The following is a 23679-nucleotide window of genomic DNA, read 5'->3' as shown; positions in this document are numbered from 1 at the left end:
CCCGCTCGCGGCGGGTCGCGGTACAGTGTCGTCCTGTGAAATTCGGCCGATCGACCGTGCTGCCGGCCCTGCTGGCTGTTGGCGCACTGACGGTTTCGGCCTGCGGCGGCGGCTCCGCTCAGTTGGTGTCCGCCCAGGACCCGGCGGCAGGCGTGGACTGCGGGGGCAAGCAGGAACTGCATGCCGGCGGCTCGACCGCCCAGGCCAACGCGATCGAGCAGTTCGCCTACGCCTATTCCCGGGCCTGTCCCGGGCAGGCGCTGGTCTACAACGCCAACGGCTCCGCCGCCGGTGTCGATGACTTCATCGCCAACGAGATCGACCTGGCCGGCTCCGAGGTGGCCATGGACCCCGGCAAGTCGCAGCCGGAACGGGCCGCGGAGCGATGCGGCTCACCGGCCTGGGACCTGCCACTGGTGTTCGGTCCGATAGCCGTCACCTACCACCTCAACGGGGTGGCCAGCCTCAGCCTGGACGGGCCCACCCTGGCGAAGATCTTCAGCGGCAGCATCGGCAGCTGGGACAACCCCGCGATCAAGGCGCTCAACGCCGGTGTCGCGCTGCCCGCACTGCCCATCCATGTGGTGTACCGCAGCGACCGGTCACCGAGCACTGCCAGTTTCCAGAGGTACCTCGACGTGGCCTCCGACGGAGCGTGGTACCCCGGCGGCGGCGACATGTTCAACGGCGGCGTCGGCGAAGGTGCCACCGGCAACAACGGTGCCGCGGCGGTGCTGCAGACCACCGACGGCTCCATCAGCTACAACGAATGGTCGTTCGCGGTCGGCAAACAGCTGCCCATGGCTCAGATCGTCACCGCGGCCGGCGCGGCACCGGTGGCGATCTCCGCCGAATCGGTCGGCAAGACGATCGCTGGGGCGAAATTCGTGTCCGACGCCAACCCCGACAACGACCTGGTGCTGGACACGGCGTCCCTCTACCGGACCGCCGAGCACGGCGCCTACCCGATCGTGGCGGCGACGTACCAGATGGTCTGCTCGAAATACCCCGACGCGGCCACCGGCACGGCCGTCAAGGCGTTCCTGCAGGCTGCGATCGGTCCAGGCCAGGACCGGCTGGACCAGTACGGCTTCATTCCTCTGCCGGCGTCCTTCAAAACCAGGCTCCAGACGGCGGTCAACGCGATCTCGTGACCATTTGCGGCGTCGGCGCCGGTTAGTCTGGTAGCCAATCTTTCGCCGCAGTGCGCGGCACTGTGGTCGAAGGGAGCGTCGTCGGTGAACAATCCCGAGCCGGGTTCGCGGACCGGATCGCGATTCGGCCCCTATCAATTGGGGCGGTTGCTCGGCCACGGCGTCGTGGGTGAGGTCTACCGGGCCGAGGACACCCGCAACGACGAGACGGTGGCGCTCAAGCTGATCTCCGAGTCGCTCTCCGCCGACGAGGCGTTCCGCAGCCGGCTGGAGGACGAGGCCGAAGCGGCCGGGCAGTTGACCGAGCCCCATGTGGTGCCGATCCGCGCCTACGGCGAGATCGACGAGGTGCTCTATCTCGAGACCGGCCTGATCGATGGCACCGACCTGGCCACCGCTTTGGCCGACGCAGGCCCACTGAGCCCGCCGCGGGCGGTGGCCATCGTGCGGCAGGTGGCCGCGGCCCTGGACGCGGCCCACAACGCCTATGTCGTGCACCGCGACGTCAAACCCGACAACATCCTGCTCACCGAGGACGACCTGGCTTATCTGATGGACTTCGGGGTGGCCGCGGCCATCGCCGAACCGGGCGTGCGGGCCAAGCCGGCGGTCGGCAGCCTCACCTATATGGCGCCCGAGCGTCTGACCGGCGAGCAGGTCACGCACCTCGCCGACATCTACTCGCTGGCGGCTGTGTTGGCCGAGGCACTCAGCGGGGTGTGCCCGTTCTCCGCCGACACCCTCGACGAGGCGATAGAAGAACGCCGCACCGCCGAGCCTCCGCAACCGAGCAAGCTGCGCCCGGGGCGCGTTCCGGCGGCCATCGACGCGGTGCTGGCCCGTGGACTGGCCCGCAAACCCGAGGAGCGCTACAGCAGCGCCGGTGAGCTCGCCGCCGCGGCCTACCAGGCGCTGACCGAGCCCGAACGGCACCAGGTGTCCCGGATCCTGCGGCGTGGCGAGCCCGCACTGCACCTGCACGGCGGCCTGGAACCCGAGCCCCGAGCCGAGGGCCGAGGTGGCGGCGCAGCGTCGGCCGGCGTGAGCCGAGCCGGATGGGCGCCGACCGACATCGGATTCGGTGCCGCCTTGGGTGCCGGTCTGGGCGGCCCGCCCCCGGCGCCGTTCCCGATGTCACCCCTGCTGCGCAACGACCTGCAGACTTCGACCACGGTGATCCCCACCCCGTCTCGACGGTGGCGGCTGCCCCGCAAGCCGGTGCTGGTGGCGGCCGCGGCGGTTGCCGCGGTCACCGTCGTCGCCGGCATCGGGCACGTGATCTCAGAGCCCTCGTCGGCGACGCCGGTGGCGGCGCCCCCGCAGGACGTGCTGCCGTTCACCGACCTGGACTTCCGGCTCTCACCGGGTGGGGTGGCGCTGGACGGCGACGGCAACGTTTACGTCAGCAGTGAAGGCATCCACGGCCGGGTGGTGCGCCTGGCCGCCGACTCGGCCGCCTCGACGGTGGTGCCCTTCAGTGACCAGTACCAGCCGCGCGGCGTGGCGGTCGACGGCATCGGCAACATCTACTTCTCCGATGTCAACAATCGGGTGGTCAAGCTCAGCGCGGACTCCGAGACTCACACGGTGCTGCCGTTCGCCGGCCTGGACGACCCTGACGGGGTGGCGGTGGACTCCGACGGCGGCAACGTCTATGTTGCCGATCGCGGCAACGACGTCGTGCTGCGCCTGGACACCGTCACCAACACTCAGACCACGGTGCCGTTCGTCGGCCTCAACAAGCCCGACGGGGTGGCAGTCGACTCCGCCGGCAATGTCTACGTCACCGACACCGCCAACAACCGGGTGCTCAAGCTGGTGGCCGCCTCGGGCGAACAGGTGGTGCTGCCTTTCGCGGGGATCGTCGCACCGTGGGGCATCGCGGTGGACGAAGCCGGCGACGTCTATGTCACCGAGCACAACCGCAACAAGGTCGTGAAGCTGGCCGCCGGGGCCGCGATCCCGGTGGTGCTGCCGTTCACCGGACTCAACGCCCCGTTGGACGTCGCCGTCGACAAACGCGGCAATGTCTTCGTCGCCGACCGTGGCAACGACCGCGTCGTCAAGGTGGACTCCAACAGCTGAGTGCCGCCTGAGGCGCCGGCGCTGTGACGGCTGCCTCACCGAAACGCCAGGTAACATTTTTTGCGTGGACAGCAGCGTCGTGGGCCCGGCAGCGGGCATCGCCGATTCGGTGATCGACGCCCCGGTCACGACCATCGGGCACCACGACCACGATCACGATCATGCTGGACACGCCCATGGTGTCTCCGTTGTTCGCGATGGGGGCTGGCACCGCGCAGCGACCTGGGCTCGGCGGCTTGCCTGGGTAAGCCTGGTCCTGGTGGGTATCGAAGGCGTGGTGGGCCTGTGGCAGGGCCTGGCCGCCGGTTCGATCGCCCTGACCGGCTGGGCGCTGGGCGCCATTCCCGAGGCGATGGCCGGGGCCGTGGTGATCTGGCGGTTCACCGGAGCCCGCACACTGTCCGAGACGGCGGAGCGGCGCGCTCAGATCGGCGTGGCGATCTCGTTCTGGATCAACGCCCCCTATATCGCCGCGGAATCGATACGCCACTTCTTCGGCGACCACCGCAGCGAGGGCAGCGCCATCGGCATCGCGGTCACCGCGGCGGCCGTGCTGGTGATGCCGATGCTGGGCCGGGCCCAGCGGCGGCTCGGCACGCGGCTCGGCTCGGCGGCGACAGTCGGTGAGGGAGTGCAGAACTATCTGTGTGCGATCCAGGCCGCCGCGGTACTGGTCGGGTTGACTCTCACCACCGGGTGGTCCGGCGGTTGGTGGCTGGACCCGCTGATCGGTCTGGGGGTTGCCGCCGTTTCGGTGTGGCAGGGTTTCCGGTCCTGGCGCGGTGAGGGCTGCGGCTGTTAAAGGCTGCTAACGGATTGTTGCGCCTACCGACGCTAAGTCCCGACTGCCCTGGAGCTGGTGGTGGTGCTCGACAGGAACAGTCGGGACGTCGACAGATTACGGCACGGACGGCACGGACGCCATCGGCGTGGCCGACTCGGCGCCCAGCCGGTAGCGAATCAACCGCGAGCTGTTGGCGACGACGGCCACCGACGACGCGTTGTGCAGGATCGCCGCGAGCACCGGTGACAGCGCACCGCCGGCGCCGATCAACAGACCGGCGGCGTTGACCGCGATCGACATGCCGTAGTTCTGCCGGATCACCTCAACAGCACGTCCGCCCAGGTCTCTGACGTCGAGCAGCCGGCGCAAGTCGTCGTTGGCCAGGGCGACATCGGCGGTCTCCACCGCAACATCGGTACCGGCCAGCCCCATCGCGATACCGATGTCAGCGGCGGCCAAGGCCGGTGCGTCGTTGACGCCGTCACCGACCATGCCCACCACGTAGCCCTCGTCCTGCAGTCCGCGCACCACCTGCAGCTTGTCCTCCGGCAGCACCTCGGCTCGCCATTCATCGATGCCGAGTTCGGCGGCCACCGCAGCCGCCGTCTCCGGATGATCGCCGGTGAGCATGATGATGCGACGAATGCCTTTGGCGCGTAACGCCTCAAGCACTTCGCGTGATTCTGGGCGCACCTCGTCGCGCAGACTGATCAACCCGACCAAGGTGCCATCGACCGCCAGCAGCAGCGGGGTCTCGGCCTGCGCGCGCAGCTTGTTGACCCAGTCCGCCGCCTTCTTGGAGATGCGGACCTTCTCCGAGCGCAGCAGGTTCGGGCTGCCCAGCAGCAGGGTGCGGCCGTCGGCCCAGGTCCGGATGCCCAGCCCCACCAGGACCTCACACTCCTCGTGCGGCGGGATGCTGATGTGGCGTTCTTCGGTGGACCGAATCACCGCTTCGGCCAGCGGGTGACGGGAATGCAGCTCCGAGCTGGCGGCATAGGCGAGTACCTGTTCGGGCTGCCAATCCTTGTGGATGGCAACGATATTGGTCACCACCGGACGTCCCACCGTCAGCGTGCCGGTCTTGTCGAACACGATCGCGTCCACCCGGCCGGCCTGCTCCAGATGCGAGCCGCCCTTGATCAGGATGCCGCGCCGGGCGCCGTTGCCGATAGCCGCGCTGATCGCGGTCGGCGTGGCCAGCCCCACCGCGCACGGGCAGGCGATCAACAGCATCGTCATCGCGCGGCGGACATCGCCGGTGAGCACCAAGGTGATCGCCGACAGGATGAACGAGGCCGGCACGAAGCGCCGCGAGAAGTTCTCGCCGACGGTCTGGATCGGTGCGCGGTCGTGCTGCGCCTCCTCGACGCGGCTGATGATGCGGCCGATCACGGTCTGGTTTCCCACCGCGGTGGCCCGGACCACCACTCGTCCGCGCACCACCACCGAACCGGCATGCACTCGCGCCCCGGCGATCACGCTGACCGGCAGGGTCTCGCCGGTGATGGCCGATTGGTCCACGATTGCTTCGCCGTCGATGACCTCGCCGTCGACCGGGATCGCCACGTGGTCGTGGATGATCACCTCATCGCCGATCTGCACCGTGTCGATGGGCACCTGCACTTCAATGCCGTCGGGCAACCGGACCCACGCGGTGTCCTGGTTGCCGCGCAACAGATCCGAGATGGCACGGCGGGTGCGGCGCAGCGTCAGATCCTGCAGGTACTCACCGATGTTGAGCAGCCACAGCACGGTCAGCGCGACCACGTTCTCCCGAAGTACCAGGCTGGCCACGGTCGCGGCGGTCACCAGTGCGTCGGTGCCGGCCTTGCCGGACCGGATCGAGCGCAGCGCGCCCCGCAGGAAGGGATAACCCATGAAGACGGTGGCACCGGTCGCGACGAGCTGGCCGCTGGGTCCCAGCAGCGGCGGCCGGGCGAAGACGTAGCGGCGCATCCCCAGCAGTGCCAGCGCCGCGCCGCCGATCACCATGCGCAGCACGTCGGTGTTGCTGACGTCGGCCGAGCGAGGCGTGCGGGCGGGGATCAGCTCGGCGGCGACGGTGGCCGCAGACGCGATCGCCGTGAGGATCTCCGCGCTGTCACTGCGTTTGGGGGAGTACCAGACCACGACCGAACCGGTCCGCGGATAGGCGTGCACCGTGCGTACACCGTTGACGCGGCCGGCGGCCTCTTCGGCGGCCACCGCACGCCGTGAATCGCCACGGACCCAGGAGACCTGCACCCGCATCCGGCCGGCGGCATCGGAGATGACCGTCAACTCGTCGGTGGGCATGCTCATGGCGGTCAGTGGTCGTGGTCGTGCTCGACGGCCGCCGCCGGCGGGGTGGCCTCCTCGCCGATCCGCTCGCGAGCCTCGGCAACCACGTCGGCCACCTTCAATCGTGCCGACTCGGCGACCTCTTCGGCTCGCCGGGTTCCGCGCAGACTCCACTCGGTGGCCGTCACCGCCGCCTCGTGCAGCGGAGCCTTCGCCAGTGCCCGGCGGGCCACCTCATAGGCGCTCACGCCGACCAGCCCGGTGAACACCGTCGACGCCGCTTTCACCAGCAATCCCTGCACTGCCATGGGTCATCTCCTCTTTCGTACGGCGGGTTCTTGCGGGTAAGGGTATCAGCATATAAGCATTTATGCATGTATCGCCGTATGGCGATTTCGGCGCGGTTGCGCCCGCTGAGCGGGAACAATCACGCCGAAATCGCGTCAATCCAGGTTTCGGGTGACCTTCTCGCTGGCCCGGCGGCGCTCCTGCAGGTCGGGGTCGGAGTTGGCGACCTGCACAAGGGACGCGCCCACGGCGAACACCGTCAGCATGTTCTCGATCAGCTCGGTCGGGCTGTCCCAGCCCTTGGTCGACCACACCCGATCCGACGATGTCAGCCCCACCGCTGCCGCGCACTTTTCGCACGCCGCCAGCACGTCGTCGGCCGACGATCCGGCCAGGGCTGGGCCGGGGGCGCGTTCGGCGACGATCTGGTCGCCGTGCACCCGCACCGCGGTCGCATAGTCGGTGACGCCCACCGGCAGGTCGGGCGCCTGCCTGCCGAACGGGTCCAGGGACAGCACCACCACTTCGCCGCCGGTTTCGGCCACCGCCGCGTCGGCCTCGTCGAGCCGCTCGGCGGTGCACAATGCGACGTCGGCATCGCTGTCCGGCGCGTTCAGCAGCACCTCGGCCCCGATCCACCAGGCGCCGAACAGCACCGCCGCCGTCTGCCAGTGCGCGGGCAACAACACCGCGATGCGACTGCCCGCGCCGGCACCGAGCTCGTCGCGCAGCAGGTTGCCGGTCTTGGCCGCCCAGTTCGCCAGCGTCGCCGCGGACAGTTCGATGCGCTCGGCGGAGGCGTCGTCGTAGTAGGTGATCCGTGGCCCCACCGGGTCGGCGCGCATGATCGGATCAAGGATCGCCGAGCTGAGGTTGATCACCTCAGCGACGTTAGTTCACGCACTGCGGGTCGTTGGAACCCGCGGTCAGAATCGGTGACGCAACGGGGATTTGGGGCGCCTCGTCGTCGTCGTAGCTGGAGATGCCGGCCGCCTGCGCGCTGCTGCCGCCGGAGCCCATGCCCGATCCGGGCCCGGTGTAGTCGCCTGCCAGCACGACGCGCACCGAGCCGGTCGGGACCGACTCGTTGGACACCACCGGCAATCCGCCCAGGTCCCGGGCCACCGCGTGTGCGCCGGGATCGTCGGCCGAGGCGGCCTGCACCTGACTGGTGGGCACGTGCCCGGTCTCGTTGTTGCCGACCGATCCGGTGCCGAATCCCTTGGCGTTGAGCACCCCGGAGACCGCGGCGGCCAGGCCGTTGATGTCGGTGTCGTTGAGCACGCTGGCGGTGGTCTCTCCCGGGTTGTAGGCCAGCAGCTCGGTCTTGCCCTCGTCCTGATCGTGCAGCAGTCCGGCCACCCAGTCGGCCACCTGACCGGGGTCAACGCGCACCACGCTCTGCATACCGTCGTCGCTCCAGCCGGCTTCCTCGAGCACCGGGATGGTGGCGAAGGCCACCTTGCCCGCGGCCAGGTCTTGGGCCTTGGTGACGAAGTCGATCACGTCCCAGCCGGCCGAGAGCACCACCGACCGCTGTACCGCGGCCTGCAGCCGCGACAGGGTGCCGGGGCTGGACAGGGTCTTGCCGGAGATGACCTGGTGGGCCAGCGACGCCATCACCGTCTGCTGGCGCCGGACCCGGTCCAGGTCGCCATGCGGGAGTTCGTGGCGCTGCCGCACGAAGCTCAGGGCCTGGGCGCCGCCGAGTCGCTGCCAGCCGGCCGGGAAGTCCGCGCCGGAGAGCTCCTCGTACACCGGCTCCTTGAGGCAGACGTCCACGCCGCCGAGGGCATCGGTGATCAGCGCGAACCCGAGCAGTCCGATTTCGGCGTAGTGGTCGACCGTGACGCCGGTCAGATCGGCCACCGTCTTGATCAGGGCCTCGCGGCCCGCCTCGGTACCGCGCGCCTGCGCCTGGATCGGGTCCATCCCGGATTCGACGAGCGCGTCGGCGGTCTCCAGCCGGGTGGCCCCGTACACGCCATTGATCTTGGTCTTGTCCAGTCCGGGTGCCGCCACGTAGGAGTCGCGGGGGATCGAGATCGCGGTGGCCGACTTCCCGTTGTTGGGGATCCGGACCAGGATGATCGTGTCGGTGTTGGTGGCCTCGTCGTCGCCGACGCGCAGTGCGGTCAGCTCTTCCGGCGTCAGCGGATTGCCGTGAGCGTCGGTGCGGCTGTCCATCCCGACCAGCAGAATGTCGACCGCGCCATCGGATCCGCCATTGCCCAGCGCCAGCGAGGAGACGTGGAATATGCCGTCCTCGAACGACCGGACTTGGCTCCAGGCCACTCCGGTGCCCAGGACGATGGCGAAGGCTGCCACCGTGGCAATCACACGAACCACACGTTGCGCAGGCATCACTTCAGATTACTTGCGTAACTGCTGTATCGCCGGTAGCCGAGCGCGGCGTGGCAGACCGGCGGTTTAGCGAGCCTCGACGGAGGAGAGGTGAAGCTGGAGCCGCCGCATTGGCTTGGCGGTTTAGCGAGCCTCGACGGAGGAGGGGTGAAGCTGGAGCCGCCGCATAAGCTCGAGCTCATGCGGATCGTGATCACCGGCGCCGGCGGCCAAGTCGGCACTTTTCTGGCGTCCCGCGCCGCCGAGGCAGGCCATGACGTGCTGGCCCTGACCTCAGCGCAGTGCGACATCACTGATGCCGCCGCGGTCGACGCCGTCGACTTGCGGGCCGGGGACGTGCTGATCAACTGTGCGGCCTACACCCAAGTCGACGCCGCCGAGACCGACGCCGAGCGTGCCCATGCCGTCAACGCCGCCGGGCCGGGCCACCTGGCGGCCGCCTGCGCGCGGGCCGGAGCCCGGCTGATCCACATCTCCACCGACTACGTCTTCGACGGCGACTTCGGCGGCGCCCCGCCGCGCCCGTACGAACCGGGTGATGCCACCCGGCCGCTGTCCGTCTACGGCGCCACCAAACTGGCCGGCGAGAACGCGGTGCTGGCGGCCTCTCCAGATGCTCTGGTGGTGCGCACCGCGTGGGTCTACACCGGCGCCGCCGGCGGCTCCGACTTCGCCGCGGTGATGCGGAAACGGGCCGCGGGCGATGGGGAGGTGGAGGTGGTCGACGATCAGATCGGTTCCCCGACCTATGTCGGCGATCTTGTCGATGCGCTGCTGGCATTGGCCGCCGCACCGCCGAGGGCCCGGGTGTTGCATGCCGCCAATGCCGGGGCAGCCAGCCGGTACGAACAGGCCCGCGCGGTGTTCGCCGCCGTCGGCGCCGATCCGGACCGGGTCCGGCCGGTCAGCAGTGCCGCGCATCCGCGCCCGGCGGCCCGGCCCGGCTACTCGGCGTTGTCGGGCGCCGAGTCGGCGCGCGCAGGCCTGGCACCGCTGCGCCGGTGGAGCGATGCACTGTCCGCCGCCTTGGCCAGATAACCTCTACGCCGTGAGTGAGGCGCTACCGGTGGTGACGGTGACCTATTCGCCGGGGTGGCATCTGGACCGCTTCCTGGCATCGCTGTCGCTGGCGACCGATCGTCCGGTGCGGGTGGTGATGGCCGACAACGGATCCACCGACGGATCGCCGGAGGAAGCCGCGGAGCGCTATCCCAACGTCCAGTTGCTGCACACCGGGTCCAACCTGGGCTACGGCGGAGCGGTCAATGCCGGGGTGGCGCTGCTGGACGCCGAGGGCGGCGAGCGCAGCGAATTTCTCATCGTGGCCAACCCCGACGTGCAGTGGGGTCCGGGCAGTATCGAAGCCCTGCTGGACGCGGCCGCCCGCTGGCCTCAGGCGGCGACGCTGGGTCCGCTGATCCGGGAGCCGGACGGCTCGGTGTATCCCTCGGCGCGCCACCTGCCCAGCCTGATCCGCGGCGGCATGCACGCCGTGGTCGGCCCGGTGTGGCCCAACAATCCCTGGACCCGCGCTTACCGGCAGGAACGGCTGGAGCCCAGCGAGCGGGCGGTCGGGTGGCTCTCGGGCGCGTGCCTGCTGGTGCGCCGGGCCGCGTTCGACGCGATCGGCGGCTTCGACGAGCGCTACTTCCTCTATATGGAGGACGTCGACCTGGGGGACCGGCTGGCCAAGGCCGGATGGCTCAACGTTTATGTGCCGTCGTCCGAGGTGTTGCACCAGAAGGGCCACGCCACCGGCAAGGACCCCGCGCGCAACCTGGCCGCGCACCACCGCAGCACCTATACCTACCTCGCCGACCGGCACACCGGCTGGTGGCGGGCCCCGCTGCGCTGGAGCATGCGGGGCGCGCTGGCGGTGCGCTCACACTTGGCGGTGCGCAACGCCCGCCGCACATTGACGAAGGGACACCCGTGACACTGAGCCAAGTCGACGCGGTGGTCCTCGTCGGCGGCAAGGGGACCCGGCTGCGGCCGCTGACCCTGTCGGCGCCCAAGCCGATGCTGCCGACCGCGGGTCTGCCCTTCCTGACTCACCTGCTGTCGCGGATCGCCGCCGCCGGCATCGAGCACGTCATCCTCAGCACGTCGTATAAGCCGGAGGTGTTCGCCGAGGAGTTCGGCGACGGCGCCGCGCTGGGCCTGCAGATCGACTACGTGACCGAGGAGGAGCCGCTGGGCACCGGCGGCGGTATCGCCAACGTCGCACCCAAGCTGCGCCATGACACCGCGATGGTGTTCAACGGTGACGTGCTGTCCGGTGCTGATCTGACCGAGCTGCACGCGTACCACCGCGAGCAGGGCGCCGACGCGACCCTGCACCTGGTCCGCGTCGGTGACCCTCGTGCCTTCGGCTGCGTGCCCACCGACGACGGACGGGTCACCGCGTTCCTGGAGAAGACCGAGGACCCGCCGACCGACCAGATCAATGCCGGTTGCTACGTGCTGTCCCGCGACGTCATCGACCGCATCCCGCGCGGACGCCCGGTGTCGGTGGAGCGCTCGGTGTTTCCGGCGCTGCTGGCAGACGGTGTGAAGGTCTGCGGATACGTCGACACCAGCTACTGGCGCGACATGGGCACCCCGGAGGACTTCGTGCGCGGGTCGGCGGACCTGGTGCGCGGCATCGCGCCGTCACCGGCGCTGGGCGGCCGGCGTGGCGAGGCGCTGGTGCACGACGGTGCCTCGGTGGCGCCGGGGGCGGTGCTGATCGGCGGAACCGTGGTGGGCCGCGGCGCCGAGATCGGCCCGGGCGCCCGCCTCGATGGCGCGGTGATCTTCGACGGGGTGAAAGTCGAGGCCGGCAGTGTGATCGAACGCTCGATCATCGGGTTCGGCGCCCGGATCGGGCCGCGCGCGCTGATCCGTGACGGGGTGATCGGCGACGGCGCCGACATCGGTGCCCGCTGCGAGCTGCTGCGCGGGGCCCGGGTGTGGCCCGGGGTGTCGATCCCCGACTGCGGAATCCGCTACTCGTCGGACGTCTGAGCCGGTTTTCCGCTGACTCTGCGCTCAGGGCGCACCTTTCTCGCACTTTTCCGCCGTACACGCAGTGTCAACGGTGGATAGTCGTAGCCATGTTCATCAAGGTCTTCGTCGCGTGCCTGGCAGCAGTGGCCATGGCGCCGCCGGCTGCCGCGGATCCGCTTGACCCGATTCCCGGCAACGGCGTCTTTGCGGTCGGCACCGATATCGCGCCTGGCCTGTATCACACCGGCGGGTCGGGTTCGGCCTTCGGCGTGTGGATCAACAACGTGCCGACGCAAGAGTCGATGTGTTCGTGGTTCACCTACAGCACACCGGATGCGGCCAAGGACCATGTGGTCCAAACGAATACGTCTATTGGTCCGATGTACGCGAGCATTCCCGTCACGGTCAAGGCCTTCGAGTCGCAGAATTGCCAGCCCTGGACACGGGTCACCGACTCCCAGTGAGCCCGCGGGCAGGGTTATCTGACGGCCCGCGCCACCAGGTGCCGCAGCGCGTCGTCGGCGTCCGGAGGTAGGCCGTTCACCGGCCACCAGCGCAGCGCAAGCGACTCGTCACTGATACCGATCTGTGCATTCGCGGACGCATGCGCCACGAACTGCAGATCCAGGTGCCGGGTCGGCACGCCCAGCGAGCAGGTCACCGGATGCACGTGTACAGCTGCCAGCGCCGGATCCAGTCGCAGGCCGGTGATGCCGGACTCCTCGGTGGCCTCGCGCAGGGCGGCGGCGGCGATGTCGGGGTCGGTGTCCTCGCAGTGCCCACCGAGCTGCAGCCAGCGGCCCACCCGCGGGTGCAGCGTGAGCAGCGCGTGTTCACCGGTGTGGTCGAGCACCAGGGTGGATGCGGTGATGTGGCCGGGAACGCATTCGCGCCGGCACGCGTCGGAGCGGGCAGCCAGAAACGCAAGCACCGCATGCCGCAGCGAGTCCTGCGCGGAATCGGGTGCGTCCCAAGCGCTCAGCGCCGCGACGGCGGAGTCGTGCAGACTCATCGCCGTACCAGCAGATCGCCGACGTCGGCCGGTGCGCGGGGCTCGGGCGGGTCGGTGGGGTAGCCGATCGCGATGGCGCCCAAGGGTTCCCAGTCGGGCGGCAGATCCAGTTCAGTGCGGACCAACTCGGGGGTGAAGATGGTCGAACCGATCCAGCAGCTGCCCACGCCACGTACCGCCAGTGCCACCAACAGGCCCTGGACGGCGGCACCGACGGCGACCGTGAACATGGTGTGCTCGGCGGCGGTGCGGACGGCATCGGGGTAGTGGTGGGCGCCATCGGGCACCATGATCGGGATAACGACTTCGGGTGCGTCATACAGGATCTGGCCACGCGAGACTCGAGCCTCAATGGACTCTGGGGTTTTACCGTCGCCGGTCAGATCGGATCGCCACTGCTGCGCCATGACATCGAGCAACCGAGTACGCACGCTCTGGGTCTGCAGCCACACGAACCGGACCGGGCGGGTGTGATGCGGCGCCGGGGCAGTCAGGGCCTCGGCCATAGCGTCGGTGATCAGTTGCGCCGGAACGGGTTCCCCGGCGAAGCTGCGCACGGAGCGGCGCAGCAGTTGAGCCTGCCCGCGCCCTACCTCGATGGCCTCGGCGGTCCCCAGCCAGAACAGGTCCTCGGATCCGGAACGCACCAATGCGGCTGCGGTGGAACCGTCGTCGGGGCTGGCAACACCACGGACCACCGCCACCGGAACATCGGTGAGCTTGCCCTTGACCAGGTCGGCCGCCGCGGCGAGTTCGTCAGCGACGGCGACTTCGGTGACCACCAATTCGTTGCCATGCCGGTCGACGGACCCGGCGTAGCTGTTGAGCACAGACAGGCCCGACGCGCCGATCGCGACGTCGATCTGGCCGTTGCGCCAGGCGCGGCCCATGGTGTCGGTGATCAGCACAGCCACGCTGACGCCCAGACGCTCGGCCAGTCCGGCGCGCAACGCGGCGGCGCTGCCGTCGGGATCGACAGGCAACAGCGCGAGTTCGTCGGAGCCCACGTTCGAGCCGTCCACACCGGCGGCGGCCTGCACCAGTCCGAGGCGATTCTCAGTGATCCAGGTGCGGCCCTTGCGGGCCAGTACGCGTACCGCCTCGGCCTCGACCAGTTGGCGGCGCAACGCATCACGTGCCTCGGGGTCGTGTGGCGCCGGCACGATGCGGCCCTCGCACTTGGACACCACCTTGCTGGTGACGACCAGGACGTCCCCGTCGGCCAGCCACGGTGCGGCTTGGGCCAGCGCGGCCGCGAGATCGTCGCCGGGCCGAAATTCGCCTAAGCCGGTCACCGGCAGGATCTCGACCTTGGCGGCGCTGCCGTGCTCGGTCATCGCACCCCCGCGAGATCCAGTCCGGTGCGGACCATTTCGGCGGTGGCCGCCGGATCGGTCATCAGCAGCGGGGCGGCGCGAACGGTCACGCCGGCGATGTCGGAGCCGTCGGGGGACTCGCCCTCGTGCACCAACCAGTAGTCCAAGATCCCGGTCCCGCTGCGGGCGCCGTAGTGCTCGCCGACGGCCCGGGAGGTGGAATCCAGGCCGATCACGCTCAGGCAGACATCGGCCATGCCGCGCAACGGCTTTCCAGCGATGATCGGGGAGTAGCCGACGACCGGTGCCGCAGTGGAACGCAGCGCCGCGCGGACACCCGGAACGGCCAGGATGGCACCGATGCTGACCACCGGATTGGAGGGGGCCAGCAGCACAATGTCGGCGCCGGTGATGGCGTCGACGACTTCGGGTGTGGCAGTGGCCTTCTCTGCGCCCACGAAGCCGAACCCGTGGGTGGGAACTTGGGCGCGGTAGCGCACCCACCACTCCTGGAAGTGGATCGCGCGCTGGGTGTCGTCGGCCGGATCGGTGATGACGACGTGGGTTTCGCAGCTGTCGTTGGTGACCGGCAACAGCCGTGCGCCCGGCTGCCAGCGCTCGCACAACGCCGAAGTCACCTCGGTCAGCGGATAACCGGCGCGCAGCGACTGGGTGCGAACCAGGTGGGTGGCCAGGTCGCGGTCGCCGAGGCCGAACCAGTCCGGCTGCATCCCGTAGCGGGCCAACTCCTCCATGGCGTGCCAGGTCTCGTCGCGGTGACCCCAGCCGCGCTCGTCATCCACGCCACCGCCCAGGGTGTACATGCAAGTGTCCAGATCGGGGCAGATGCGCACCCCGTGCATCCAGGCATCGTCGCCGACGTTGACGACCGCGGTCAGCTCGTGCGGGTCGGCCCCGTTGTCAGCTGGGGATTCGGCGAATTGGCCCAGACCCAGTAGTTTCTGGACGCCGAGCAGGAACCGGGCGCCGCCGACCCCCCCGACGAGAACGGTGACCTTCACAGCGCACGACAGTACCTTTGGCGCCGCTACCGCTGGCGTGGCGGACCGCCGTCGTCGCTGTATCGGGGGCGCGGTAAGACACGCCGCGGGCGGGTGTGGGGTAGATGACACGGACTCGCCGGTCTCGGACACGTTGGAAATCGATCACGGGATGGTAAGGAATTTGGCCAATCAGCTTGACCGGGCTGATCAACCCGTGTCTAATCACACTAGTGTCATTTCCCGGTTGGCCAGCCGATTTCGGTGTCGCAGACCGAGATTCGATCACATGTTCGAATCGGGACGGTCAGCATCTTTCGATTCGGCCGACATATCAGGATCGCGCTACAGGTGAGGAGGCGGAGCATGTCCTATGAGCACCTTTGGGGCGTGATGGGGGGAGCACCGCACGCCGGTGCCGAAATGGCTGAAATGGCTGGGCCGAGCGGGCTGGAGGTGATGCCCAGTCGACCGCATCTGAGTCTGGTTCCCGAGCCCGAGGACTACGACGAGTTCGACCCGTTCGACCCCGCGACAGCCACCAATGAGCAGTGGCAGGACCGCGCCCTGTGCTCGCAGACCGACCCCGAGGCGTTCTTCCCGGAGAAGGGCGGCTCGACTCGGGAGGCCAAGAAGATCTGCCAGCGTTGCTCGGTTCGCAGCGAGTGCCTGGAATACGCCTTGGCTCACGACGAGCGCTTCGGTATCTGGGGTGGGCTTTCCGAGCGTGAGCGCCGCCGCCTCAAGCGCGGCATCATCTGAGTTAGGGACTAGTCGTCGATCGTCGGGTCGATGACGTTCGGCTCGACATCCAAGTAGGTGGCGACTTGAGCCACCAGAATCTCGTGCAATAAATCACCGAGTTCTGTGCTGTCGTTTGCGCGTTGCTCGATCGGCTTGCGGAACAGCAAGATTCGGGCACGCGTCGGATTTCCCCGAACATCCACCCCGGCCGGAATCAACCGGGCCAGTGGAATTGGCCCATCCGCGACCACCTCTGGGGGCCACTGCACACTGTCGGGATCCTTGGCGGCGATCCGCGGGATCTCATCGACCGCGACGTCGAGCGCCGTCAACCGTTGCTTCCACCGCTGTTCGATGGGCTCGTAGGCCTCCAGCACGGCCATGTCGAACCGTTCGGCGCGGGTGCGCCAGCCCGGCACGGTAGGCGGCAACAGCGGCCCGCGGGTTTCGCGGCCGCGCCAGCGGCGACGCGTGGCGATCACGCAGAAGATGGTAACGGTTGTGCATAGGGTGCCGGCGCCTTGCGCGTGTCCGGCGATGCGGGGGCGAGCGGCCACGATAGCCTCACGGGCGTGAACGTTCCCCGTCGTTGCTGCCGGCCAGGGTGTCCGCACTATGCGGTGGCGACGCTGACGTTCGTCTACTCGGACTCCACCGCCGTGGTCGGCCCGCTGGCGACGGCCGCTGAGCCGCATTCCTGGGACCTCTGCTTCAACCATGCGGGCCGGATCACCGCGCCGCGCGGTTGGGAACTGGTCCGCCACCCCGGCCCTTGGGTTTCGCCCGAAGAGGACGACCTGATCGCGCTTGCCGAGGCGGTTCGCGAGCGCGAATCCGGGCGGGCGGCCCCGGCCAACGGGTGGTACCCCCAGGCCAATCCGGTCGACTCCCCGACCCGCGGAGCGCCCACCGCCGGAACCGGTGGTGGTGTGCTGGCACCGCCCGGTCCGCCCGGCAAGACCAATGGTCGACGCCGTGGCCACCTGCGTGTGTTGCCAGACCCTTCGGACTGATCGCGGGTTCCGGGCTAGGCTTGAGCGTCAAGAGTCCACTGCGTCAGGAGCCCTGTCCATGTCTCGGCCCGCTGCGGCTGTCCACCGTGTGATCAAGGCGTACGACGTACGCGGCCTGGTCGGTTCGGAAATCGATGAAACCCTCGTCACCGAGGTCGGGTCCTCGTTTGCCCGGCTGATGGCCGAGGAAGGCGCCCGGCAGGTGGTGATCGGCCACGACATGCGGGACAGTTCGCCACTGCTGTCTGCGGCGTTCGTCGAGGGCGTGGTTGCCCGCGGCCTGGATGTGGTCCGGATCGGGCTGGCGTCGACCGACCAGCTCTATTTCGCCTCGGGGGCGCTGGACTGTCCGGGTGCGATGTTCACCGCCAGCCACAACCCGGCCGCCTACAACGGCATCAAGCTCTGCCGGGCCGGTGCCAAACCGGTGGGCGCCGACACCGGCCTGGGCCGGATCCGCGATGAGCTGATCGCCGGCGTCGACCCGGTCGGCGACGGCCAGGGATCGCGCGGCACCATCACCGACCGCGATGTGCTGGCCGACTATGCGGCATTCCTGCACTCTTTGGTCGACATCTCCGGTCTGCGTCCGCTGCGCGTGGCGGTCGACGCTGGCAACGGGATGGCGGGCCACACCGCACCGGCAGTGTTCGGATCGGTCGGCGCGATCACGCTGCTGCCGCTGTATTTCGAGCTGGACGGCAACTTCCCCAACCACGAGGCCAACCCGCTGGATCCGGCGAACCTCGTGGATCTGCAGGCATTCGTCCGTGAGCACGGCGCCGATATTGGCCTGGCCTTCGACGGCGACGCCGACCGATGCTTCGTGGTCGACGAGCGTGGCGAGCCGGTGTCGCCGTCGGCGGTGACCGGCCTGGTGGCGGCCCGCGAGTTGGACCGCGAGCCCGGTGCGACGGTGATCCACAACCTGATCACCTCGCATGCCGTGCCGGAACTGGTGACCGAGCGCGGTGGCACGCCGCTGCGGTCGCGGGTCGGGCACTCCTTCATCAAGGGACTGATGGCAGAGACCGGGGCCATCTTCGGCGGGGAGCACTCGGCGCACTACTACTTCCGGGACTTCTGGGGTGCCGACTCGGGCATGCTGGCAGCGCTGCACGTACTGGCCGCGCTCGGTGAACAGCAGCGGCCGCTCTCGGAGCTCACCGCCGACTATCAGCGCTACGCGGCGTCCGGCGAGATCAACTTCACTGTCGCCGATGCGCAGGCCTGCGTGGATGCGGTGGTCGGGTCGTTCGGTGACCAGGTGGCGTCCGTGGACCACCTCGACGGCGTGACCGTCGACCTGGGTTCGGGCAGCTGGTTCAACCTGCGCAGCTCCAACACCGAGCCGCTGCTGCGGCTCAACGTCGAGGCGCCCGACGCCGCCGCGGTGGACGCGGTGGTGGCCCGGATTGCCGCGCAGATCGAGACCGTCGGCGCCGCGGAGAAGTCGCGTCCGTGACCGCGTTCTCCGGCTCCTTCTCCACCGTCGACCTCGATGACACCGAGGCCCTGCTGGCGGCTGACCGCGACGGCGCACTGTGGGCCGCATCGATGGCCGGCGCGCAGGTCCGCGCTACCGCCGCGACGGTCGATGAGGGCGCCTTGGATGCCGTGCGCAGCGAGAGCCCTGACTACCCGCCGCGGACGATCATCTGGCTGTCCACCCGCGGCACCGCGGCCACGGCCGGCAGCCTGTTGGCCGCCACCCGCGGCGACTCGGCGCGCGCACCGCTGGTGCTCGCGGCAGAGGTCCCGTCCTGGATCGGATCGCTGGACGTCCTGATCGTCGCGGGCGACGACCCGGGCGACCCGGCGCTGGTCGCCGCGGCCGCGGCCGGGGTACGTCGCGGCGCGCGGGTCGTGGTGGTCGCACCCTACGAGGGGCCCCTGCGTGACGCCACCGCCGGCCGCGTCACCGTGCTGGAACCGCGAATCGCCGTCTCGGCGGAGTTCGGCCTGCCGCGCTACCTGGCCGCCGGGCTGGCCATCATGGACGCCCTGGAGGGCGCGGCCGCGCAGATCGACTTGGGGGCGCTGGCCGACGAGCTCGACGCCGAGGCGCTGCGCAACAGTGCCGCGCGTGAGCTGTTCACCAACCCGGCGAAGATGCTGGCGGACCGCATCGTGGGCCGCGACGTCGCGTTGGCCGGTGACTGCGCGGCGACCCTGGCGCTGGCGCGGCACGGCAGCGCGGCGATGCTGCGGATCGGTCGGACCACAGTGGCAGCGACCGGGCTGGCCGACGCGGTGAGCGTGCTGCGGGCGCGATCCGCCGATGGCCGCGACGTCGCCGACATCTTTCACGACGACCAGATCGACGGCCCGGCCGCCGACCGGCTGCGGGTGCTGGCCCTGACGCTGGCCGCCGAACGCACGGTGGTGGCGGCCCGCATCAACGGCCTACCCGATGTCGAGCTGATCGCAGCCGGGGATGTGCCGGTGACGCCGGGTGCCTCGGAGGAAACCGCGAGCCCGGCTGTGCCGGTGGGGGGACCGTCGCCGAGCGGACCGGCCCGGGCCGAACAGCAGCTTGCGGTGTTGGCCGTGCGGTTGGAGATGGCCGCCGCCTACGTGAGACTTTTGCGGGGTTGACGGGAACAGTGGAACAACTACGTGGTGCGATACGGACCTACGCCTGGGGCTCGAGGACCGCTATCGCCGAGTTCACCGGTCGACCCGTTCCGGCGGCGCATCCGGAGGCCGAGCTTTGGCTGGGCGCACATCCGGGGGATCCGGCCTGCCTGGAGACCGACACCGGCGAGGTGTCGTTGCTCAACGTTCTGACCCACGACCCGGAGGGCCAACTGGGCCCGGTGGCTCAGGCACGCTTCGGTGACCGGCTGCCGTTTTTGGTCAAGGTGCTGGCCGCCGACGAGCCGCTGTCGCTGCAGGCCCACCCCAGCGCAATGCAGGCGATCGAGGGCTACGAGCGCGAGGAGCGGCTCGGGGTCCCGGTGTCCTCGCCGATCCGCAACTACCGCGACACCAGTCACAAACCCGAACTGCTGGTGGCGCTGCAGCCCTTCGAAGCGCTGGCCGGCTTCCGGCCGGTGGCGCGCACCATCGAGCTGCTGAGGGCGCTGGCGGTATCCGACCTGGACCCGTTCATCGACCTGCTCGGCGGCGAGGCCGGCAACGGTCAGTCCGATGTGCAGTCCGACGCCGACGGACTGCGAGCGCTGTTCACCACGTGGATCACCGCGCCCCAACCCGATCTGGACGTGTTGGTGCCCGCCGTGCTGGAAGGGGCCATCCAGTACCTCAGTTCTGAGGCCGGCGAGTTCTCTGCCGAGGCCAAGACGGTGCTCGAACTGGGGGAGCGGTATCCCGGGGATGCCGGTGTCCTGGCTTCGCTGCTGCTCAACCGGATCAGCCTGGCGCCGGGGGAGGCCATCTTCGTATCGGCCGGGAACCTCCACACCTACCTACATGGCGTAGGCCTGGAGGTGATGGCCAACTCCGACAACGTGCTGCGTGGGGGACTGACCCCCAAGCACGTTGACGTCCCCGAGTTGTTGCGGGTGCTGGATTTCACCCCCACCACTGAGGAGGCGCTGCGGCCGGCCACCTATATCGAGGGACTCGAGGTGGTCTACCAGACACCCGCCGAGGAATTCGCGCTGTCGCGTCTGACGCTCGACGGCACCCACCTCGGCCACGAGGTGGACGCGCCGGCGCGCCACGACGGTCCGCAGATTCTGCTGTGCACCGAGGGATCAATCACCGTGCACGCCAAGTCCAAGACCTTGACGCTGCACCGAGGCGAGTCGGCCTGGGTGCCCAGCGACGACGGGCCGATCCGGCTGCTCGCCCAAAAGCCAGCCGCCCTGTTCCGGGCGACGATAGGGCTGTGAGTGTCGTCCTCGGGTAGTACCAAGGCCATCCTCGCGGCCTTGACGGCCAACGGCGGGATCGCGGTGGCGAAGTTCACCGGTTACGTGATCACCGGTAGCGCCGCCATGCTCGCCGAGGCAGTGCACTCGGTGGTCGACACCTCCAACCAGGCGCTGCTGTTGTTCGGCCAGCGCGCCGCCGCCAAGGCACCCGATGCGTTGCACCCCTTCGGGCACGGCCGCAGCCGCTACTTCTGGTCGTTCGTGGTAGCGCTGGTGCTGTTCAGCCTGGGCTCGATGTTCGCGCTGTACGAGGGCTACGAGAAGGTTCGTCATCCGGTCGAGCTGAGTTCGCCGCTGGTCGCGATCGCGATCCTGCTGGTGGCTATCGGCTTGGAGACCTACAGTTTTCGCACCGCAATACGCGAGTCGCGCCCGCTCAAGGGCGAGGGCAGCTGGTGGCGGTTCCTGCGCACCTCTCGCAATCCGGAGCTGCCGGTGGTGCTGCTCGAGGACACCGCGGCGCTGATCGGCCTGGCACTGGCGCTGATCGGGGTCGGGCTGAGCGTGGTCACCGGAAACCCGGTGTGGGACGGCGTGGGAACCCTGGGTATCAGTGCACTGCTGGGGGCGGTCGCCGTCTTCCTGATGGTGGAGATGCACAGCCTGCTGATCGGCGAGGGCGCGACGGCCGCCGAGGATCAGGCCATTCGTGCGGCGCTGGAGGGAACGAAGAACGTCACCCGCCTGATCCACATCCGTACCCAGTACCTGGGCCCGGACGAGATGCTGGTGGGGGCCAAGATCGCCGTGGTTCCGAGCCTCGACCTGGCCGGCGTAGCGGCCACCATCGATGCCGCCGAAGCCAATATCCGCGCGGCTGTGCCCGCGGCGCTGGTCATCTATCTCGAGCCGGACCTGGACCGGACGCCTGTGCCACACTCGGTGGACCAGAAAGGTTGATCGCTTTGTCCAAACTTTCCTTTCCGCAGCTCACCGCCGCCTGCCAGGCCGGCGGCGGCAGCACCCTGACCGTGTCCACCGAGCTGGCGCCGGCCGGGGGACCGCACGCCGCGGTCAGCCCGGCTCCGCGTGCCGGGCGTTCAGCGTCGGCCGTCGAGACCCGGCTGATCGACGGGGAACCGACGGCGACGGTGCTCATCGATGACAACCAGAGCCAGGTCCAGCGCGTGGAAGCCGCGATCTTGCAGGGCATCCACGCGCAGCATCCGCTGCTGAGCCGGGTACCGCGGATGGAGGTCTCCTACGAGGGCGGCCGGTTGGTCTACACCGATCTCGAACTGCCGCAACGCATTTTCGACGGGCACTTTCTCACCGGATCCATCGACGGCAAGCCCGCGATCGCACACCCCGCCTACCGAGTGGCCCGCGAAAGCACACCGGACAACGCTCGCGCGCTGCTGGAACTGAGCCCCGGCAGTCTGATCTTCGGTGCGATCGACGCAGCCCTCGGGACCGGTCAAAGCCGTTTCCGCGGAGTGCTGTCCGGTGAGATCATCGGCGTACTCGTCGACGGTGCATCGGCGGATTCCCGTGCGCTGACCGACACCGGCGTGTGCTGCAGCCGGATTATTCGCACCCAGGTGCTCAGCTTCGCCGCGCTGCGGCAACTGCGGTTCGACTGCGGTCCCGCCGGCGATGAGGCGGGCCGTGTCCTGCTAGCCGCCTACGCGCTGGCCGGGTTGGCGCGGTCCAACGCCGAACTGAGCATCCGGGCCAACTGCGACCTGGTGGAAACCGGCCCCACGACGCTCAAACTCGATGCCCGCGACGGGGAATTCGTCGAGTTGGCCGCGTTGTCGATCGCCGAGGCCGACGAGCTGCTGGAGCGGGCTCTGGTGGAGGCCTATCGGGAGGCCGACATCACCTGGCGCGGCCAGGTGCTGCACGTCACCGGTAACTCCGCGGCTTACACCGCCGCCCAGAACGGCGGAGCGCCGCAGGACTCACCGATCGTGCACGCGCCCCGGCGGTTTCGGTTGCCGCACTTCATCGAGAGTCGGCTGACCACGCCGAACTGAGTCACCGAGATTCGGTGACGGATGCCCAGAAAGATGTGAGCGCGGCCGCGCCGCGCACCGGATCCTGGGTCATCCACCAGTGGCCAAGCCCGTCGAGCACTTCGGTATGCGCGCCGGCCTGCTGCGCCGCGCGTCGCCGGATCTCCTCGGACCCGACATAAGGGTCGCCGGTGGCCCGCAGGGACAGGCCTGGACGGGCACGTGCGCGCTCCAGCCCGCCGCCGGTCTGTGCCATAGCGCCGGGGCCTTCCACCGAGCGGTACAGCAGCAGGGTTGCCCTTCCCATCTCCGGACCCTGAGCCTGCGCCATCGATTTGGCGATGTCTGTCGGCAGCGTGGCCGACCACAGCGCGGTTCGGTCTTCCACTGTGCCCCCGAGCATGTTCGCGACCAGCCGCTCGCCCTTTCCGGGGGTCCGCCAGATCTGGGCGGTCTCGGGCCAGACGTAGTCCGGGTCGAACACACCGATGATGTCGGTGGTCCAACTGCGCACCAGCTCGGGGCGATGCATCGCCAGATTGACGACATGGACGCCGCCCCAGTCGTGCCCGACAAGGTCGATCGGCTCGTCGGGGCCGCCGAGGGCTTCGATCTCGCGTTCGAGCCAGTCGCGGTAGGCCACATAGCTCGCTGAGAAATGTTGGGGCAGTGGGGAACCGAATCCGGGCGGTGACAGCCGTACGACATCTCGACGGTCGAGGGCATCGACCAGTGGGTCCCAGATCGCATCCGATTCCGGGTTTCCGTGTACCAGCACTACCGACAT

At 69.2% G+C, this 23679-nt stretch carries 23 protein-coding genes; 14 read left to right on the top strand and 9 right to left on the bottom strand.

The window, feature by feature from the left end; all coding sequences use genetic code 11:
• The first annotated feature begins 35 nt into the window (after positions 1-35).
• The 3 genes from pstS (at position 36) to RCP37_RS15800 (ending at position 4041) form a co-directional block, all read left to right on the top strand.
• Positions 36-1154: a phosphate ABC transporter substrate-binding protein PstS gene (gene pstS, locus RCP37_RS15810; RefSeq protein ID WP_308483982.1), complete on the top strand. Its 1119-nt coding sequence runs from the start codon at positions 36-38 to the stop codon at positions 1152-1154.
• An 84-nt stretch (positions 1155-1238) separates the two neighbouring features.
• The gene (locus RCP37_RS15805; protein WP_308483981.1) at positions 1239-3239 is read left to right on the top strand and encodes a serine/threonine-protein kinase PknD; all 2001 of its coding nucleotides are present in this window, start codon (positions 1239-1241) and stop codon (positions 3237-3239) included.
• Between the two features lie 133 nt (positions 3240-3372).
• Positions 3373-4041 carry a cation efflux transmembrane domain-containing protein gene (locus RCP37_RS15800; RefSeq protein ID WP_308487112.1) on the top strand — a complete coding sequence of 223 codons (669 nt, stop codon included), beginning with the start codon at positions 3373-3375 and terminating at the stop codon, positions 4039-4041.
• A 96-nt stretch (positions 4042-4137) separates the two neighbouring features.
• Here RCP37_RS15800 and ctpC read toward each other — a convergent pair whose 3' ends face one another.
• The 4 genes from ctpC to RCP37_RS15780 form a co-directional block, all read right to left on the bottom strand.
• Positions 4138-6321, bottom strand: a complete 2184-nt coding sequence (ctpC, locus tag RCP37_RS15795) for a manganese-exporting P-type ATPase CtpC (protein ID WP_308487111.1) — start codon at positions 6319-6321, stop codon at positions 4138-4140.
• Positions 6322-6332: 11 nt separating this feature from the next.
• Complete coding sequence (locus tag RCP37_RS15790; RefSeq protein WP_046284995.1) at positions 6333-6614, bottom strand: DUF1490 family protein; 282 nt, start codon at positions 6612-6614, stop codon at positions 6333-6335.
• A gap of 135 nt (positions 6615-6749) precedes the next feature.
• The gene (locus RCP37_RS15785; protein ID WP_308483980.1) at positions 6750-7475 is read right to left on the bottom strand and encodes a TIGR03089 family protein; all 726 of its coding nucleotides are present in this window, start codon (positions 7473-7475) and stop codon (positions 6750-6752) included.
• Between the two features lie 10 nt (positions 7476-7485).
• Complete coding sequence (locus tag RCP37_RS15780) at positions 7486-8958, bottom strand: LCP family protein (protein ID WP_308483979.1); 1473 nt, start codon at positions 8956-8958, stop codon at positions 7486-7488.
• Positions 8959-9138: 180 nt separating this feature from the next.
• Between RCP37_RS15780 and rfbD the strand changes: the two genes are divergently transcribed.
• From rfbD to RCP37_RS15760, 4 genes are all read left to right on the top strand, one after another.
• Complete coding sequence (rfbD, locus tag RCP37_RS15775; RefSeq protein WP_308483978.1) at positions 9139-9996, top strand: dTDP-4-dehydrorhamnose reductase; 858 nt, start codon at positions 9139-9141, stop codon at positions 9994-9996.
• 10 nt (positions 9997-10006) lie between these two features.
• Positions 10007-10894 (top strand): glycosyltransferase family 2 protein, encoded by an 888-nt coding sequence (locus RCP37_RS15770; protein ID WP_308483977.1) that lies wholly within the window; start codon positions 10007-10009, stop codon positions 10892-10894.
• The gene (gene manB / locus RCP37_RS15765; protein ID WP_308483976.1) at positions 10891-11964 is read left to right on the top strand and encodes a mannose-1-phosphate guanylyltransferase ManB; all 1074 of its coding nucleotides are present in this window, start codon (positions 10891-10893) and stop codon (positions 11962-11964) included. The genes RCP37_RS15770 and manB overlap by 4 nt, the downstream gene beginning before the upstream one ends.
• Positions 11965-12053: 89 nt before the next feature.
• Positions 12054-12410 carry an Rv1352/Rv1906c domain-containing protein gene (locus RCP37_RS15760; protein WP_308483975.1) on the top strand — a complete coding sequence of 119 codons (357 nt, stop codon included), beginning with the start codon at positions 12054-12056 and terminating at the stop codon, positions 12408-12410.
• 14 nt (positions 12411-12424) lie between these two features.
• On the opposite strand, the gene RCP37_RS15755 is transcribed toward RCP37_RS15760, so the two are convergent.
• Genes RCP37_RS15755 through cofD form a run of 3 tightly spaced genes read right to left on the bottom strand, consistent with a single transcriptional unit; the run spans position 12425 to position 15296 of the window.
• Positions 12425-12958 carry an NUDIX hydrolase gene (locus tag RCP37_RS15755; protein ID WP_308483974.1) on the bottom strand — a complete coding sequence of 178 codons (534 nt, stop codon included), beginning with the start codon at positions 12956-12958 and terminating at the stop codon, positions 12425-12427.
• Entirely contained in the window at positions 12955-14295 is a 1341-nt protein-coding gene (locus RCP37_RS15750) for a coenzyme F420-0:L-glutamate ligase (RefSeq protein ID WP_308483973.1), read from the bottom strand. Before RCP37_RS15750 ends, RCP37_RS15755 begins: the two co-directional genes overlap by 4 nt.
• On the bottom strand, positions 14292-15296 hold the full coding sequence (gene cofD / locus RCP37_RS15745) for a 2-phospho-L-lactate transferase (protein ID WP_308483972.1): 1005 nt from the start codon (positions 15294-15296) through the stop codon (positions 14292-14294). The genes RCP37_RS15750 and cofD overlap by 4 nt, the downstream gene beginning before the upstream one ends.
• A 345-nt stretch (positions 15297-15641) precedes the next feature.
• On the opposite strand from cofD, the gene RCP37_RS15740 reads away from it, so the two are divergent.
• The gene (locus RCP37_RS15740) at positions 15642-16037 is read left to right on the top strand and encodes a WhiB family transcriptional regulator (protein WP_373693034.1); all 396 of its coding nucleotides are present in this window, start codon (positions 15642-15644) and stop codon (positions 16035-16037) included.
• Between the two features lie 8 nt (positions 16038-16045).
• Here RCP37_RS15740 and RCP37_RS15735 read toward each other — a convergent pair whose 3' ends face one another.
• A complete protein-coding gene (locus tag RCP37_RS15735; RefSeq protein WP_224977162.1) occupies positions 16046-16498 on the bottom strand; it encodes a metallopeptidase family protein in 453 nt (150 codons plus the stop codon).
• 93 nt (positions 16499-16591) lie between these two features.
• On the opposite strand from RCP37_RS15735, the gene RCP37_RS15730 reads away from it, so the two are divergent.
• The 6 genes from RCP37_RS15730 to RCP37_RS15705 are packed head-to-tail and all read left to right on the top strand — an operon-like array spanning position 16592 to position 22913.
• Positions 16592-17032, top strand: coding sequence for a DUF3499 domain-containing protein (locus RCP37_RS15730; protein ID WP_308483971.1), 441 nt, complete (start codon positions 16592-16594; stop codon positions 17030-17032).
• Between the two features lie 58 nt (positions 17033-17090).
• Positions 17091-18497: a phosphomannomutase/phosphoglucomutase gene (locus tag RCP37_RS15725; RefSeq protein ID WP_308483970.1), complete on the top strand. Its 1407-nt coding sequence runs from the start codon at positions 17091-17093 to the stop codon at positions 18495-18497.
• Positions 18494-19630 carry a TobH protein gene (locus RCP37_RS15720; RefSeq protein ID WP_308483969.1) on the top strand — a complete coding sequence of 379 codons (1137 nt, stop codon included), beginning with the start codon at positions 18494-18496 and terminating at the stop codon, positions 19628-19630. Before RCP37_RS15725 ends, RCP37_RS15720 begins: the two co-directional genes overlap by 4 nt.
• Before the next feature lie 8 nt (positions 19631-19638).
• Entirely contained in the window at positions 19639-20892 is a 1254-nt protein-coding gene (manA, locus tag RCP37_RS15715; protein ID WP_308487110.1) for a mannose-6-phosphate isomerase, class I, read from the top strand.
• Complete coding sequence (locus RCP37_RS15710) at positions 20893-21834, top strand: cation diffusion facilitator family transporter (protein WP_308483968.1); 942 nt, start codon at positions 20893-20895, stop codon at positions 21832-21834.
• Between the two features lie 5 nt (positions 21835-21839).
• Complete coding sequence (locus tag RCP37_RS15705; RefSeq protein ID WP_308483967.1) at positions 21840-22913, top strand: type I-U CRISPR-associated protein Cas7; 1074 nt, start codon at positions 21840-21842, stop codon at positions 22911-22913.
• A 1-nt stretch (position 22914) separates the two neighbouring features.
• On the opposite strand, the gene RCP37_RS15700 is transcribed toward RCP37_RS15705, so the two are convergent.
• Positions 22915-23679 carry an alpha/beta fold hydrolase gene (locus RCP37_RS15700; protein ID WP_308483966.1) on the bottom strand — a complete coding sequence of 255 codons (765 nt, stop codon included), beginning with the start codon at positions 23677-23679 and terminating at the stop codon, positions 22915-22917.

Origin of the sequence: Mycolicibacter sp. MU0102 (genome assembly GCF_963378105.1) — a bacterium.
In the GTDB taxonomy this organism is placed as follows: Bacteria; Actinomycetota; Actinomycetes; order Mycobacteriales; family Mycobacteriaceae; genus Mycobacterium; species Mycobacterium holstebronense.
The sequence above is the reverse complement of the archived record's forward strand: the minus strand, read 5'-3'. Positions and strand labels throughout refer to the sequence as shown.